This is a genomic window from Embleya sp. NPDC020630 (genome assembly GCF_044334985.1).
Taxonomy (GTDB): domain Bacteria; phylum Actinomycetota; class Actinomycetes; order Streptomycetales; family Streptomycetaceae; genus Embleya.
This window is the reverse complement of sequence record NZ_JBIRUB010000002.1, coordinates 1,135,243-1,150,227: the sequence shown is the minus strand read 5'-3', so window position 1 is coordinate 1,150,227 and position 14,985 is coordinate 1,135,243. Positions and strand designations below refer to the sequence as shown.

The window sequence follows — 14,985 nt, the reverse complement described above, 5'->3', positions numbered from 1 at the left end:
GATACGTTCGTCACCCGGCCGGGTCGACCGTCCGGGGCCAGGTCGCCCGCAGGCGCGGCACCGCGGGCGCGAACCGCGCCGCCGTGCGCACCGCCTCGCGCATCGACGCGTATTCGGCGACGCCGGTGCCCGCGATGTCGAACGCGGTGCCGTGGTCCACCGAGGTGCGCAGGATCGGCAACCCGACGGTGACCGAGACGGTGCCGTCGAAGTCGAAGGTCTTGGCCGCGATGTGGCCTTGGTCGTGGAAGTGCGACAACACCCCCGCCCAGCGCCCGCGCAGCCCCTGGTGGAACACCGAGTCGGCGGGGATGGGACCGACCACGGCCAGGCCGCGGTCCCGGGCGCGGGCCACGGCGGGCGCCAGGACCTCGATCTCCTCGTCGCCGAACGCGCCGCCCTCGCCGCCGTGCGGATTGACCGCCGCCACCGCGAGCACCGGGTCCGGCTCGTCGCCGAACACCCGCAACGCCTGGTGCGCGGCCGTGATCGCCGCGTCCACCCGCTCGGGGGTGAGCAGGTCGAGCGCGGTGCGCAGCGAGGCGTGTCGGGTGGTGAAGAAGATCTTCAGGCCGCCGACCACGAACATGGTGTCGGGGTGGGCGGCGCCGGTGAGTTCGCCGAGCAGCTCGGTGTGGCCCAACTGCCCGGCGCCCGCCGCCCAGATCGATTCCTTGTTGATCGGGGCGGTCGCGATCGCGTCGACCGCGCCGGCCTCGGCGGCCCGGACCGCGAGCCGGATCGCGGCGAGCGCGGCGGCGCCGGCGGGTGCGCCGACCCGGCCCCACGGCATCGTGTCGGCGATCTCCGCGTCGGTCACGGCCGCGGTGTCCAGGATGTCGACCACCCCGGGCTCCGGCCGCGTCCCGATCCCGGCCGTGTCGATCGAGCGCACCTTCATCTCCAGGCCGCAGGCCCGGGCACCGCGCCGCAGCGCCGCAGCGTCGCCGACCGCGACGCACCGGGCGATGTGCGGCAGGCCCGGGTCGGCCAGGGTGCGGGCGACGATCTCCGGGCCGATCCCGGCCGGATCGCCGAGGGTGAGCGCCACCACGGGCGGCGGGTCGCCGGCGTGGTCCATCGGGTTACCGGCGTGGTCCATCGTCGCTCTCCCCGGTCGTGATCGGCATCGGCGACGTCGTCGCCGTGACGGTGGAACTCATCCGCAGGTGCAACGCGCACGCCACCGCCGCGTGCGCGTCGCCGACCAGGCCGCCCTTGGCCGCGAACGGCAACCCGTCGTGCGCCCCGCCGACCAGGCGGCCGGCCACCACCAGGGGCTGGACCTCGGTCTCCACCGCCAGCCCGTCGGCGCCGAGCGCCGTGCACACCGCCCCCGCGATGTCCCCGCCGGTGGCGTACACGCCCGCGAACGGCGCGGCGGCCAGCGCGCGTTTGACCGCCTCGCCGAGCAGCACCGGCAGGCGGGCGGCGATCACCGGGTCGACCCGATCGGGTATGCGGGTGCGGATCCCGGCCAGCGCGACGCCGGTGCGGGCCAGCGCGACCAGGTCGGCGGCGAGCCGGATCGGGTCCGGCGCGTCGCCCACGTCCAGCCAGCGCGCGTCCAGGCAGCGCTGGGTCTGCGCGATCTGCTCCCGGCTGAGCCGGCTCAGGCTGCCGGCCACGCCGAGCACCGGGCGGCCGCTGGGCACCGTGCCCAGCGCGCCGGCCAGGGCCGCGCCGAACGGTCCGGGGTCGACCGGCAACCAGCGCAGATCCCCCTCCAGGGCGTGGGCCGCGGCGGCCAGCGCGAGGGTCTCCACGTCGGCGTCGGTGATCGCGTCGCAGACCAGCATCCGCGCGCCCGGATCGCCCAGGGCGCGGGCCAGCGCCGGCCGATCGCCGCGCACCACGTCGAGCGGGATGTGCGCGACGGTGTGCTCGCTTGTGGCGAACGTACCGAGCACGCAGGAGGACCTGACCGGGTGGAACGGGTCGCGGGCCGCCTCACTGTCCGCGATCGGCACGCCGTGTACGCGGTGCACGCCGCCCTCGGTGGTCCGACCGGCCTCGGGATGGGCCGGCACCACCAGCGCCCGCACCGGCGGCCCCGGGCGGGCGTCCAGCACGTGCAGCAGAGCGGCGGTCTCCGCGCCCGGGTTGCCGCGCAGCGTGCTGTCCACCCGCTTGGCCACCAGTGGGGTGTCCGGGAACACCGAGGCGCCCGCGACGACCCGGCGCGCGGCCTGGACGCCGGGCAGGTGCCGGGTGGCCAAATCGAGCACGAGCACGTCGGGGGCGCTGACACACGTGCGCGGCGGCCCGCCGGTGACGAGCGTGCGCATCCCGCGCCGGGCGAAGCGCACCGCGGTGGCGTTGGCGCCGGTGAGGTCATCGGCCAGGACGAGCACGCGTGGGCCGGATCGCGCCGTACTGTCTGTCAATTACGGTCCCGAATGTCAGATCAAGATCATCTTTGTGCGCTTCGCTCCGTGTCCCCGGGGAGTCTGGCTGCCCCGCGCCGCGACGGTCAACGTGTATGGCCCGGTCTCGGTCGTTGACCGCTCGAACGGGTGATGCGAGGGTGCGTTTCTGCACGGGCGACCCCGTGTTGCGGTACAGCGAGACCACACGACAGACGGAGGAATTCGGCGATGACGACGGGTGCGACCGAGGCGTTTCGCGCTGCGCGCGACTTCCTGCTCGAACACCGCGAGGATCAGCCCACCGCGTGCCGGGACTTCCCGCGCCCCGAACCCACCGAATTCAACTGGGCGCTCGACTGGTTCGACGCGATCGCGCGCGACAACGACACCACCGCGCTGTGGATCGTGGCCGAGGACGGCACCGACACCAAGGTCTCCTTCGCCGAGTTGTCCCGGCGTTCCGACCGGGTCGCCGGGTGGTTGCGGGCGCGGGGCGTGCGGCGCGGCGACCGGATCCTGCTCGTGCTCGGCAACCGGGTCGAGTTGTGGGAGGCGATGCTGGCCGCGATGAAGCTCGGCGCGGTGATCATCCCGGCCACCACGATGCTGGCGCCGGTCGACCTGACCGACCGGGTCACCCGGGGCGGCGTCGCGCACGTGATCGCCGAGTCGGCGGTGACGGCGGGCTTCGCCGAGGTGCCGGGCGAGTGGACCCGGATCGTGGTGGGCGAGCCAACCGAGGGCTGGCTGTCGTTCGACGACGCGCGGGTATCCGACGCCCCGTTCGCGCCCGACGGGCCGACCGCCGCAAGCGACCCGCTGCTGCTCTACTTCACCTCCGGCACCACCGCGCAGCCCAAGCTGGTCGGGCACACCCAGGCGAGCTATCCGATCGGGCACCTGTCCACCATGTACTGGATCGGCCTGCGTCCCGGCGACGTGCACCTGAACATCTCCTCGCCCGGCTGGGCCAAGCACGCGTGGAGCAACTTCTTCGCCCCCTGGAACGCCGGTGCCACGATCCTGATCGTGCGTCAGGAGCGGTTCGCCGCCCGCCCGTTGCTGGACACCATGGTGCGCTGCGGGGCGACCTCGTTCTGTGCGCCGCCGACCGTGTGGCGGATGCTGGTCCAAGAGGACCTCGGCGCGTGGCGCACCTCGCTGCGCGAGGTGATCGGCGCGGGCGAGCCGCTGAACCCCGAGGTGATCGAACAGGTGCGGGCCGCCTGGGGGTTGACCATCCGCGACGGCTTCGGACAGACCGAGACCACCGCGCAGATCGGCAACGCGCCCGGGCAGGAGGTCCGTCCGGGCTCGATGGGCCGCCCGCTGCCCGGATACACGGTGGCGCTGGTCGACCCGATCTCCGGCGAGGTGGTCACCGACCCCGGCGCCGAGGGCGAGATCTGCCTCGAACTGGCCGCGCGCCCACTGGGTCTGATGGCCGGCTACCTCGACGACCCGGAGCGCACCGCCGAGTCGATGCGCGACGGTTTCTACCACACGGGCGACGTCGGCACCCGGGACGCGGACGGCTACATCACCTACGTGGGCCGCTCCGACGACGTGTTCAAGGCGTCCGACTACCGCATCTCGCCCTTCGAGTTGGAGAGCGTACTGATCGAGCACGACGCGGTGGCCGAGGCCGCCGTGGTGCCCTCGCCCGATCCGGTCCGGCTCGCGGTGCCCAAGGCGTACGTGGTGCTCGCTCCGGGGCACGAGCCCACCCGGGAGACGGCGCTGTCGGTCCTGCGGCACGCGCGCGCGGTGCTCTCGCCGTACAAGCGGGTGCGCCGGATCGAGTTCGCGGAGTTGCCCAAGACCATCTCCGGCAAGATCCGCCGGGTCGAGCTACGGGGTCGAGAGCGCGAGTTGCACGACGAGGACCTGGCCTCGCGCGGCACCCTGGAATGGTTCGAGGAGGACTTCCCCGAGCTCAAGGGCAGCTGACCCGGGCGGACGAACACCCGGTTCGCGCGGGGGCCGAGCCGGGCCCGGCCCCCGCGCGGCGGCTCAGATCTTGTCGGCGACGATCTTCGCGATCGCGATGTGCTGCGCGCGCGGCAGATCCTTCGCGGCGGGTGACAGGCTCACGTGCATGTCGACGATCACGTCGCCGTGCGTCTTGGCGAAGTAGACCTCGGGGACACTGGGCGCCGGGTAGCTGCCGGTGCCCGGCACGTACAGCGTGGGGAACGCGCCGAGGTCGGTGATCGGCTTGCCGTACTTCGACACCTCGTTCTTGGCCACCACGCTCTCCGGCGTGTCGGTGCCCTTGCTGCTGCGCAGGAAGTACTGCAGGGTCACCAGTCCGGAGTCGCCGGGCCCGTAGTAGCGGCAGGTGCGCAGCGCCTCGTCGTTCTTGGTGCGGGTGACCTCGGTGTTCAGCACACCCTTGAGCTCGGCGGGCGTGAGCAGTTCGCAGAACGCCTTGGGGTCGAGGTTGCCGGTACCGCCGGGCTTGGTGGTGCCGGGCGCCGTCGCCGGCGCGGTGCCCTTGCCCCCGCCGGGCTGGGTCGCGGGTGCGCCGGTCGCGCCGCCGGTCGAACCGCCGCCGGCACTCGTCTGGGGCGCGGCCGTGGCCGGATCCTTCTTCTTGTCGTCGTCACCCTTGACCTTGTCGGCCAGGCCGCAGCCGCTCGACAGAGCGATGACGGACGCGGCGACGAGCAGTCCCGAAAGGGCAGGCTTACGCAGGTACAACTGGTTCTCCATCCCCGTGTGGCGACCGGGCGCCGTCTTCCACCCCCGTGGACGCGTGACGGGACGTCACGCCGGCGCCGCTCGCTCGATGTTGCCGGTGCGTGTGTTCGGCAGGGTGAGGCTAATGCACGAAATGGCGCGCCGCTGAAGTGCCGTGGGAGCGATACCGTGCCGGGTGTGACGATTACCGCAGGTGACTTCGACCGGCTCGGACGGGCGGCGGCGCTGGCTTGGGGCGGCGCCCGTACGGCACTGGGGGTGGTCGCGCTGCTCGACCCACCCCGCGTGGCCCGCCCCTGGATCGGCGACGACGCGAATCGCACCGGAGCGCTGGTATTCGCCCGCGCCCTGGGCGGCCGCGACCTGGCCCTTGGCCTCGGAACCATGATCACCGCAGCACGCGGCGAACCGATCCGCCTATGGGCCCTGATGGCCGCCGCTGCCGACGTAGGCGATGTCCTGATCACCGCAGCACACGCCAAGGCCCTCCCCAGAGGCCACCGCACCACCGTCGCAACCCTGGCCGCCGCCTCAGCCCTCCTCGGCACAACCCTGGCCCTGACAGAACGCCACACCCCCTGAAACAGCCCCCCGAACCCCCTACCGCGCCCCGCCCCTCCCTCCGCGCGCAGCACCCCCATGGCGCGTCAGCGCCCCCGACAAGGGCCGACCCTGGAGATCGACGCGCGCAGCGCGGAGAGCGGCGGAGCCGCAAAACTTGGGCTGGGTGACCCGGAGCGAAGCGGAGGGGCACCCAGCCCCGAGCGAGGGGCCGCTTTTTTCTCGGAGGAGCGAAGCAGGGAGAGAAAAAAGCGGCCCCTCGCGAGCCGGCGCGAAGCGCCCAACAAACACAGCGCCGCCCCAGGTCGCCGGGCAACCGGGGCGGCGCTCATTCATACCCGTCACACCATCACGTCGAGGCCGACGCCGCCCCCGCGACCTCCAAAGCCAATCGCCGCTTGTTCCACAACGCCACCACCTCCAGCAGCAGCCCCGCGACAACCGCCAAGCCAACCGCCGTCCACGGCATCTGCGTACCGACCAGCTTCAGTTCGAAGAACCGCTGCAACCACGGCACCGTCAACACCAAGGCGAATCCCGCGCCCATCACCAGCACCAGCGCTATCCGCCACCACGTGTACGGCCGCGCGATGATCGCCAGCACCCACAAGCCGACCAAGAACAGCGTCAGCGTCGCGATCGAGGTCTCCGCCGTACGCGTGGCGTCCGTCGCCCCGTAGTGCGAACGAGCCAGCAGATACGCGGTGAACGTCGCGGTGCCCGCGATCACGCCGGAGGGTCCGGAGTAGCGCAGCACCCGCTTGACGAAGCCCGCCCGGGCCCGCTCCTTGTTCGGCGCCAGCGCCAGGAAGAACGCCGGCGTACCGATGGTGAACCACGCGAGCAGCGTCAGGTGCCGCGGCAGGAACGGATACGGCACGTTGGCGATGACCACCAGGATGGCCAGCAGCACCGAGTAGGCGGTCTTGGTCAGGAACAGGTTCGAGACCCGCTCGATGTTCCCGATCACCCGCCGGCCCTCGCCGACCACCGACGGCAGCGTGGCGAAGCTGTTGTCGAGGAGCACGATCTGCGCGACGCCCTTGGTGGCCTCGCTGCCCGAGCCCATCGACACGCCGATGTCGGCGTCCTTGAGCGCGAGCACGTCGTTGACGCCGTCGCCGGTCATCGCCACGTTGTGGCCGCGCGACTGGAGCGCGGCGACCATGTCCCGCTTCTGCTGCGGGGTGACCCGGCCGAAGACCGTGTTGGCCTCCAGCACGTCGGCCAGTTCGTTCTGGTCGCTGGGCAGCGTCCGGGCGTCCACCGGGTGGTCGGCGCCCTTGATGCCGAGCTTGGCGGCCACCGCGCCGACCGAGATCGCGTTGTCCCCGGAGATGACCTTGGCGGCCACCCCCTGGTCGGCGAAGTAGTCCAGCGTCGCGCCCGCGTCGTGCCGCAACCGCTGCTCCAGCACGACCAGCGCCGCGGGCGTGACATCGGCCCCGTCGGGGCCGCCGACCAGCGCGTCGACCGTGTCCGCGAGCGCGGCGTCGGTACGCACGAGCAGCAGCACCCGCAGTCCCTGGGCGCCGAGCCGCTCGGCCTCGCCCAGCAGGTCGCCGTGCGCCTGCGTGGTCACCAGCACCTCGGGGGCGCCGATCAGCCAGGTGGCACGGGCGCCGGCCACCTCGAAGGTCGCCCCGCTGTACTTGCGCGCCGAGGAGAACGGCACGCTCTCCACCGAGGTCCAGCCCTGCTCGACCGGGCACTCGTCGATGATCGCGGCCAGGCTCGCGTTCGGCCGGGGCTCGGTGGTGCCGAGCGCGCCGAGCGCGGAGCGCACCGGCAGGCCCTCGGCCAGCTCGCGGACCTCGGCGACGTTCATCCCGCCCTCGGTCAGCGTGCCGGTCTTGTCCAGGCACACCACGTCCACCCGGGCCAGCCCCTCGATCGCGGGCAACTCCTGGACCAGGCACTGCTTGCGGCCCAGGCGCACCACGCCGACCGCGAAGGCCAGCGAGGTGAGCAGCACCAGGCCCTCGGGCACCATCGGCACGATGCCCGCGATCATCCGGGTCACCGCCTCGCGCCAGGTGGTGTCCTCCAGCCGGTACTGGCTGATGATCAGCGCGATCGAGGCGGGGAAGAGGATCCAGGTGACGTACTTGAGGATCGTGCTGATCCCGTTGCGCAGCTCGGACGCCACCAGCGTGAACTTGCTGGCCTCCTCCATCAGCTGCGCGGCGTACGCCTCGCGACCGACCCGGGTCGCGGTGAACGCGCCGTTGCCGGCCACCACGAAGCTGCCGGACATCACCGGGTCGCCCGGGCGCTTGATCACCGGGTCGGCCTCGCCGGTGAGCAGCGACTCGTCGATCTCGAGGTTGTCGGCCTCGACCACGACACCGTCCACGGCGGCCTTGTCGCCCGCGCCCAGCTCGATCACGTCGTCGAGCACCAGTTCGGACGGGGACAGCGCGATGGCCCGTCCGTCGCGGCGCACCACCGGCTTGGACTCGCCGATCACCGCGAGGCGGTCCAGAGTGCGCTTGGCGCGCATCTCCTGGATGATGCCGATCCCGGTGTTGGCGATGATCACGAAGCCGAACAGACCGTCCTTGACCGACCCGACGGACAGGATGATCAGCCAGAGCACACCGATGACGGCGTTGAACCGGGTGAAGACGTTCGCCTTGACGATCTCGGCGGTGGATCGGCTCGACCGCACGGGGACGTCGTTGACGTCGCCTCGCGCGACCCGTTCCGCGACGTCCGCGGTGGTCAGTCCGACGCCGAGGCGCACGTTCGGTTCGCTCTCTTTCCCGTCGGGTCTGTCGACCGGCGGGATGGCTGTCGTCTCTCCGGGCCCGGCGCCCGGCAACGGCTGAGTCATGGGTCTACCGTAAGTGCCCGGGGTGATCCCGGTTGGCGGTGGGCCGACCGTTGTGATCCGCCCACCGCCGCGGCGCCCTATTCGACGACCGTGACCGGTCCCAGATCGAGGGCTTCCAGGGGCTCGCGGATCTTGTCCGCGTCACCGACGAGCACCGCCACCAGGCGCGCGGGATCGAAGCCGCGCGTGGCCGCCTCGGCGGCGTCCTTGGTGGCCACGTCGGCCAGCTTCAGGTAGAGCTCGGGCAGATAGCCGTCGGGCAGCCGCTCGGCGGCCATGTCGGCGAGCGAGTCGCACACCGCGCGCGGCGTCACGTACTTCAGCGGCGCGACCCCCACGATGCTCTGCACGGCCGCGTCCCGCTCGCCGTCGGTCAGGCCCTCGGCGGCGAGTGTGCGCAGCACGGTGACCAGGTCCGCGACGGCCGGTCCGGTGACATCGGTCTCCACCGAGCCGTGGATGGCGAGCAGCGAGCCGTTCGGCAACGACTGGTTCGCCGCCCGCACGCCGTAGGTGTAGCCCTTCTCCTCGCGCAGCACCCGGTCCAGGCGCGAGGTGAGGGTGCCGCCGAGGCAGTAGGTGCCGATGGTCAGGGCCGGCCACGAGGCATCCTCGCGGCCCGGGCCGATCCGGCCCACCAGCAGCTGCGTCTGCACACTGCCGGGGCGGTGCACGATCACCACGCGCGCATGGTCGTCGGCGACCACCGGGCCCGGCCTCGAGGGCTCGGCGGGCGACGCGCTCCAGGTGCCGATGGTGCGCTCCAGCACACCCGTGACATCGACGCCCGCGAAGTCGCCGACCACCACGAGGGTGGCGGTCTGCGGGCGCACGTGCGCGATGAAGAAGTCCCACACCGCCGCCCGGTCCACCCGCGCGACGCTCTCCGCGGTGCCCGCGCGCGGCCGGGACAGCCGCACCGCGTCGTCGAACAGCGTCGCGTTCAGCGCGAACGCCGCGCGCCGGGGCGGGCTGGCCATCTCGTGCACGATCTCGTCCAGCCGCTGGCGCACCAGACGGTCCACCTCGCCGGCCGGGAACGCCGGCGCCCGGACCGCGTCCGCGAGCAGCCCCAAGGCCCGCTCCAGGCGCGAGGCCGGCACGTCGAGCGCGACCCGCACACCCGGGTGGTCGGCGTCGGTGTCGATCGTCGCGCCGCAGCTCTCCAGTTCGGCGGCGAACTCCTCCGCGCCCATCCGATCCGTGCCCTCGGTGAACGCGCGCGCCATGATCGTGGCGACGCCCTCGCACTCGGTCGGCTCTGCGGCCAGCGGCGAGTCGAGCACCAGCTCGACCGCCACCACCTTCTGTCCGGGCCGGTCCACCCGCAACACCGCGAGGCCGTTGCCGAGCACCGAGCGCTCGGGCGCGGGGAAGGTCCACTCGCGGGCCGCTCCCGCGCCGGGGCGCGGGTGGAACACCATCTCGCCGGTCTGGGTCACGCGACCTGCTCCTCGTTCTCGTCCGCGTCGTCGGTCGGTTCGTACACGAGCACCGCACGGTTGTCCGGCACCAGGCGCTCGGCGGCCACCGCCCGCACCTCCTCGGCCGTGATGTCCAACAGCCGATCCAGCGCGGTGAACGCCAGGTTCGCGTCGCCGAACAGCGTCGCGTAGCGGCACAGTTCGTCGGCCCGACCGCCGACGGTGGCCATCGTGTCCAGGTAGGCGCGCTCCAACTGGGCCTGTGCGCGCTCGAGTTCGGCCGGGGTGGGGCCCTCCTCGGCGAACCGGGCGAACTCCTCGGCCAGCGCCGCGTCGATCGCCGCCACCGCGCCCGAGCCGGACGCCTTCACGTCGAGCATGGCCACCGAAGCGGTCCCGGACAGCCGCATCAGACCGACCCCGGCGTACACCGCGAGTTCGTCGTGCCGCACCAGGCGGGTGTTCAGCCGCGAACTCTCCCCCTCGCCCAGCACGGTCAGCGCGATGTCGGCCGCGTCGGCGCCCCGGGTGCCGTCGGCCGGCATCCGGTAGGCGGCCATCAGCGCGGGCGAGGGCACCTCCTCGTGCACCGTCTCGCGCAGCTCGGCGCCGATCACCGGCGCCAGCGCGCCGTCGGCCGGCACCGGCTTGCCGTCGTGCGCGGGGATCGTGCCGAAGTACTTCTCCACCCAGGCCAGCGTCTGCTCGGGGTCCACGTCGCCGACGATCGCCAGGACCGCGTTGTTCGGCGCGTAGTAGGTCCGGAAGAAGGCCCGGCAGTCCTCCAGGGAGGTGGCGTCCAGGTCGGCCATCGAACCGATCGGCATGTGGTGGTACGGGTGGCCCTCGGGGAAGGCCATCGCCACGAGCCGCTCCCACGCGGTGCCGTAGGGCACGTTGTCGTAGCGCTGCCGGCGCTCGTTCTTGACCACGTCGCGCTGGTTGTCCAGGCTCTCCTCGGTCAGCGCCTGCAGCAGCCCACCCATGCGGTCCGCCTCCAGCCACAGCGCGAGTTCCACCTGGTGCGCGGGCATCGTCTCGAAGTAGTTCGTGCGCTCGAAGCTGGTCGTGCCGTTGAGCGAACCACCCGCCGACTGCACGAACTCGAAGTGCTCGTTGCCGTGCACGTTGGCCGAACCCTGGAACATCAGGTGCTCGAAGAGGTGCGCGAGCCCGGTCCGCCCGGGCCTTTCGTGCCGTGAACCCACGTCGTACCAGAGGCAGACGGCGGCCACGGGGTCGACGTGGTCCTCCGAGAGCACCACGCGGAGCCCGTTGCCGAGGGTGTGCGTGGTCGCGGTGAACCCCAACGATGCAGTCGCCGGTCCTGCCATAAGCCCATCCGTCCTCTCCTGGAGGGTGACCGCCGCGACGGCGGCCACCCTCACCCTAACGACGCGCGGGACCGGTTCGACTCCCGCTCGCGGGGCTGTTCGCGACGGGCGAAGCGGGGCGCGCGGAGCTACTGCTGGTAGCCCTCGACCTGGCGCGCGGGACGCGCCGCGGCCGTCTCCGGATCCGCGCCGGCGTCGCGCAGCGCCTGACGCTGCCTCAGCAGATCCCAGCACCGGTCCAGTTCGGCCTCCACCTCGGCGAGCCGCCCGTGTTCCTCGTCGGTGGTGAGCGCGCCTTGCGCAAGTCGGTCGCGCAAGGCACGCTCCTGCTCGACCATGTCGGTGATGCGGTCGCGGATCTGCTTGTCGTCCATCGCGCGGAACCTTTCTTCCTCCTGCTCGAACGGCGGCCGGGAACTGCGGCACAACCGTGGGCCAAAGGGCTGTCCTTCCCCCCTCGCACGGCCCCCAAGCACGCTGTCACCCGGGTCGATGCACTCACTTGTCGCACCGGCGCGCCACAATGGGCACGCCGTGCGGGCCGTCCCCGGCCGCGCCGCCCTCGGGCGGACACGGGAGACACGGCCCGGCGCCGGCCCGAAGAAGCAAAGGAGCAACGCCGCGCATGGCCCGCCGTAGTACGAAAACCTCCGGTCCGCAGCCACCCGACGACTTCGAGGAACGCATCCTCGACATCGACGTCGTCGACGAGATGCAGGGCTCCTTCCTGGAGTACGCCTACTCGGTGATCTACTCGCGGGCACTGCCGGACGCCCGCGACGGGCTCAAGCCCGTACATCGCCGCATCCTGTACCAGGCCGCCGAGATGGGCCTTCGACCCGACAAGGGCTACGTCAAGTGCGCCCGCGTCGTGGGCGAGGTGATGGGCAAGCTGCACCCGCACGGTGACGGCCCCATCTACGACACCCTGGTGCGCATGGCGCAGCCGTTCTCGATGCGCCTGCCGCTGATCGACGGGCACGGGAACTTCGGCTCCCTCGGCGGCGACGACCCGCCCGCCGCGATGCGCTACACCGAGTCCCGGCTGTCCACGGCCGCGATGTTGATGGTCGACTCGATCGACGAGGACGTCGTCGACTTCGGCCCCAACTACGACGGCCAGGAGCAGGAACCGGGCGTGCTGCCCGCCGCGTTCCCGAACCTGCTCGTCAACGGCGCGTCCGGGATCGCGGTCGGCATGGCGACCAACATGCCGCCGCACAACCTGGTCGAGGTGGTCGCCGCCGCCCGGCACCTGATCCGCCACCCCACCGCCGACCTCGACGACCTGATGCGCCACGTGCCCGGCCCCGACCTGCCCACCGGCGGTCGGATCGTCGGCCTCGGCGGTGTCCGCGACGCCTACGAGAAGGGCCGCGGCACGTTCAAGATCCGGGCGACCGCCACGGTCGAGTCGGTCACCGCGCGCCGCAAGGGCATCGTGGTCACCGAACTGCCGTACAACGTCGGCCCGGAGCGGGTGATCGCCAAGATCAAGGAGCTGGTGCAGTCCAAGAAGGTCCAGGGCATCGCCGACCTGAAGGACCTCACCGACCGCTCGCACGGCTTGCGCCTGGTCATCGAGATCAAGAACGGCTTCAACCCCGAGGCGATCCTCCAGCAGCTCTACAAGCTGACGCCGATGGAGGAGACGTTCGGCATCAACAACGTCGCCCTGGTCGACGGCCAGCCGCTCACCCTGGGCCTGAAGGAGCTGCTCCAGGTCTACGTGGACCACCGCTTCGAGGTGGTCCGCCGGCGCAGCGAGTTCCGCCGCCGCAAGCGCCAGGAGCGCCTGCACCTGGTCGACGGCCTGCTGGTCGCGCTGATCGACATCGACCGCGTGATCGAGCTGATCCGCTCCAGCGACAACTCCGCCCAGGCGAAGGAACGCCTGATGGAGACCTTCTCGCTGTCCGACATCCAGGCGTCCTACATCCTGGACACCCCGCTGCGCCGGCTCACCCGGTTCGACCGGATCGAACTGGAGGCCGAGCAGGAGCGGCTGCGCGCCGAGATCGCCGAGCTGACCAAGATCCTGGACGACGACAAGCTGCTGCGGAAGGTCGTCTCCGACGAGTTGGCCGCGGTGTCCAAGAAGTACGGCACGCCGCGCCGCACGGTCCTGCTCGAATCGGCCGACGTCCCCGCCGCGGCGGTCCCGCTGCAGGTCACCGACGCGCCGTGCTCGGTCCTGCTGTCCTCGACCGGCCTGCTGGCCCGCACCTCCACCGGCGGCCCGCTGCCGCCCGAGGGGGGCCGGGCCAAACACGACCTGGTGGTCTCCTCGGTCGCGGCGACGGTGCGCGGCGAGGTCGGCGCGGTCACCAGTACCGGCAGGCTGCTGCGGATCAACGTGGTCGATCTGCCCGCGCTCCCGGAGACCGCGACCGCGCCGAACCTGGCCGGCGGCGCGCCGCTGTCCGAGTTCGTCTCCCTGGAGTCCGACGAGCGTGTGGTGTGCCTGACCACGCTCTCCGCCGACTCCCCCGGGCTCGCGCTCGGCACCGCGCAGGGGGTGGTCAAGCGGGTCGTGCCGGACTATCCGGCCAACAAGGACGACCTCGAGGTGATCGCGCTGCGCGACGGCGACTCGATCGTCGGCGCGGTCGAGTTGCGCACCGGCGAGGAGGACCTGGTCTTCATCACCGACGACGCGCAACTGTTGCGCTTCCAGGCGTCCATGGTCCGGCCCCAGGGCCGTCCGGCCGGCGGCATGGCCGGCATCAAGCTCGGTGACCGGCAGTCCGTGCTCTCGTTCACCGCGGTCGACCCCGGCGCCGACGCGGTGGTGGTCACCGTGGCCGCGTACAGCGGCGACGCGCTGTTCGGCGCGGAACACGGCACCTGCAAGGTCACCCCGTTCGCCGAGTATCCGCGCAAGGGCCGGGCCACCGGCGGGGTGCGCTGTCAGCGCTTCCTCAAGGGCGAGACCACGCTGCGCCTGGCCTGGGCGGGCCCGGCGCCGGCACGCGGCTCCGACGCCAAGGGACAGCCGGTCGAGCTGCCCACCCCGGACCCGCGTCGGGACGGCTCGGGCACCCCGCTGGCCAAGCACGTCGAAGTGGTCGGCGGTCCACCCGGCGCGGTCTGACCGAGGAGCCCGCCCCACGCGCCGGCTCCCACGAAACGGGCCCCCGCGGCGTCCCTCGCCGCGGGGGCCTCTCCCGTCCCGGGGCGTCCCGACCACGGCCGGGACGCCCGCTCAGCGCGCCGCGAACTTCTCCAGCAGTTCGATCGAGCGCGCGTACTTCTCCCGCAGCCGCACCTGCGTCGCCGGGTCGAGCTGACCCAGGCGGGCCTCGGACCGGTTGTCCGCGATATCCGCCCGCTTGACCACCAACGCGATCGGGTCCGCCGCCGCGCGGGCCATGCTGCGATCCAGCGGCTCGCCGGGCAGCTTGGACAGCGCGATCACCGCGGCCACCACCTGCTCCGGCACACCGGCGGCGCGCAGGTCGTCCGCACCCACCGGCGTGTCCTCGATCACATCGTGCAGGACCGCCGCCATCCGCGTGTAGGTCCCCTCGACGTGCTGCATCACCCGCAGCGGGTGCGTGATGTACGGGTGACCGCCCTTGTCCAACTGACCGTCGTGCGCGGCTCTGGCGAGCGCCACCGCGTCGTCCAACGTGAAGCCGGCTATCGCCGGGCTCCCGTCGGTCCGTCCCTGGGGCATGGCCGCCTCCCATCGTTACCGTGTGCAACAACCGTACCGGGATCACCCGATCGTGGCGCTCGGGGCGGGGCCGATCCGG

General features: G+C 72.2%; 11 protein-coding genes. 3 read left to right on the top strand and 8 right to left on the bottom strand.

The window, feature by feature from the left end; translation table 11 throughout:
• Positions 1 to 10: 10 nt before the first annotated feature.
• On the bottom strand, positions 11 to 1,102 hold the full coding sequence (gene pdxA / locus ACH4XV_RS11125; RefSeq protein WP_395788509.1) for a 4-hydroxythreonine-4-phosphate dehydrogenase PdxA: 1,092 nt from the start codon (positions 1,100 to 1,102) through the stop codon (positions 11 to 13).
• Complete coding sequence (locus ACH4XV_RS11120) at positions 1,086 to 2,387, bottom strand: four-carbon acid sugar kinase family protein (RefSeq protein ID WP_395788507.1); 1,302 nt, start codon at positions 2,385 to 2,387, stop codon at positions 1,086 to 1,088. The genes pdxA and ACH4XV_RS11120 overlap by 17 nt, the downstream gene beginning before the upstream one ends.
• Before the next feature lie 210 nt (positions 2,388 to 2,597).
• Between ACH4XV_RS11120 and ACH4XV_RS11115 the strand changes: the two genes are divergently transcribed.
• Positions 2,598 to 4,319 carry an AMP-binding protein gene (locus ACH4XV_RS11115; RefSeq protein WP_395788505.1) on the top strand — a complete coding sequence of 574 codons (1,722 nt, stop codon included), beginning with the start codon at positions 2,598 to 2,600 and terminating at the stop codon, positions 4,317 to 4,319.
• A 63-nt stretch (positions 4,320 to 4,382) separates the two neighbouring features.
• Here ACH4XV_RS11115 and ACH4XV_RS11110 read toward each other — a convergent pair whose 3' ends face one another.
• Positions 4,383 to 5,084 carry a hypothetical protein gene (locus ACH4XV_RS11110; RefSeq protein WP_395788503.1) on the bottom strand — a complete coding sequence of 234 codons (702 nt, stop codon included), beginning with the start codon at positions 5,082 to 5,084 and terminating at the stop codon, positions 4,383 to 4,385.
• Positions 5,085 to 5,249: 165 nt separating this feature from the next.
• Here ACH4XV_RS11110 and ACH4XV_RS11105 point away from each other — a divergent pair, with 165 nt between their 5' ends.
• Positions 5,250 to 5,654: a hypothetical protein gene (locus tag ACH4XV_RS11105; RefSeq protein WP_395788501.1), complete on the top strand. Its 405-nt coding sequence runs from the start codon at positions 5,250 to 5,252 to the stop codon at positions 5,652 to 5,654.
• A 328-nt stretch (positions 5,655 to 5,982) separates the two neighbouring features.
• Here the strand turns inward: ACH4XV_RS11105 and ACH4XV_RS11100 are convergent, their stop codons facing one another.
• From ACH4XV_RS11100 to ACH4XV_RS11085, 4 genes are all read right to left on the bottom strand, one after another.
• Positions 5,983 to 8,469, bottom strand: a complete 2,487-nt coding sequence (locus tag ACH4XV_RS11100; protein WP_395788499.1) for an HAD-IC family P-type ATPase — start codon at positions 8,467 to 8,469, stop codon at positions 5,983 to 5,985.
• 77 nt (positions 8,470 to 8,546) lie between these two features.
• Complete coding sequence (locus ACH4XV_RS11095; protein ID WP_395788497.1) at positions 8,547 to 9,911, bottom strand: M16 family metallopeptidase; 1,365 nt, start codon at positions 9,909 to 9,911, stop codon at positions 8,547 to 8,549.
• The gene (locus ACH4XV_RS11090; RefSeq protein ID WP_395788495.1) at positions 9,908 to 11,227 is read right to left on the bottom strand and encodes a M16 family metallopeptidase; all 1,320 of its coding nucleotides are present in this window, start codon (positions 11,225 to 11,227) and stop codon (positions 9,908 to 9,910) included. The genes ACH4XV_RS11095 and ACH4XV_RS11090 overlap by 4 nt, the downstream gene beginning before the upstream one ends.
• 128 nt (positions 11,228 to 11,355) lie before the next feature.
• Complete coding sequence (locus ACH4XV_RS11085) at positions 11,356 to 11,601, bottom strand: DUF2630 family protein (RefSeq protein WP_379996044.1); 246 nt, start codon at positions 11,599 to 11,601, stop codon at positions 11,356 to 11,358.
• A 251-nt stretch (positions 11,602 to 11,852) separates the two neighbouring features.
• Between ACH4XV_RS11085 and ACH4XV_RS11080 the strand changes: the two genes are divergently transcribed.
• Positions 11,853 to 14,321, top strand: a complete 2,469-nt coding sequence (locus tag ACH4XV_RS11080) for a DNA topoisomerase (ATP-hydrolyzing) subunit A (protein ID WP_395788493.1) — start codon at positions 11,853 to 11,855, stop codon at positions 14,319 to 14,321.
• Between the two features lie 111 nt (positions 14,322 to 14,432).
• Here the strand turns inward: ACH4XV_RS11080 and ACH4XV_RS11075 are convergent, their stop codons facing one another.
• A complete protein-coding gene (locus ACH4XV_RS11075; RefSeq protein WP_395788491.1) occupies positions 14,433 to 14,906 on the bottom strand; it encodes an HD domain-containing protein in 474 nt (157 codons plus the stop codon).
• Positions 14,907 to 14,985: the final 79 nt, after the last annotated feature.

Bases quoted from the DNA above. Each gene is read 5' to 3' on its own strand.
- pdxA (WP_395788509.1), bottom strand. From the start codon at position 1,102: ATGGACCACGCCGGTAACCCGATGGACCACGCCGGCGACCCGCCGCCC.
- ACH4XV_RS11115 (WP_395788505.1), top strand. From the start codon at position 2,598: ATGACGACGGGTGCGACCGAGGCGTTTCGCGCTGCGCGCGACTTCCTG.
- ACH4XV_RS11110 (WP_395788503.1), bottom strand. From the start codon at position 5,084: ATGGAGAACCAGTTGTACCTGCGTAAGCCTGCCCTTTCGGGACTGCTC.
- ACH4XV_RS11100 (WP_395788499.1), bottom strand. From the start codon at position 8,469: ATGACTCAGCCGTTGCCGGGCGCCGGGCCCGGAGAGACGACAGCCATC.
- ACH4XV_RS11090 (WP_395788495.1), bottom strand. From the start codon at position 11,227: ATGGCAGGACCGGCGACTGCATCGTTGGGGTTCACCGCGACCACGCAC.
- ACH4XV_RS11085 (WP_379996044.1), bottom strand. From the start codon at position 11,601: ATGGACGACAAGCAGATCCGCGACCGCATCACCGACATGGTCGAGCAG.
- ACH4XV_RS11080 (WP_395788493.1), top strand. From the start codon at position 11,853: ATGGCCCGCCGTAGTACGAAAACCTCCGGTCCGCAGCCACCCGACGAC.
- ACH4XV_RS11075 (WP_395788491.1), bottom strand. From the start codon at position 14,906: ATGCCCCAGGGACGGACCGACGGGAGCCCGGCGATAGCCGGCTTCACG.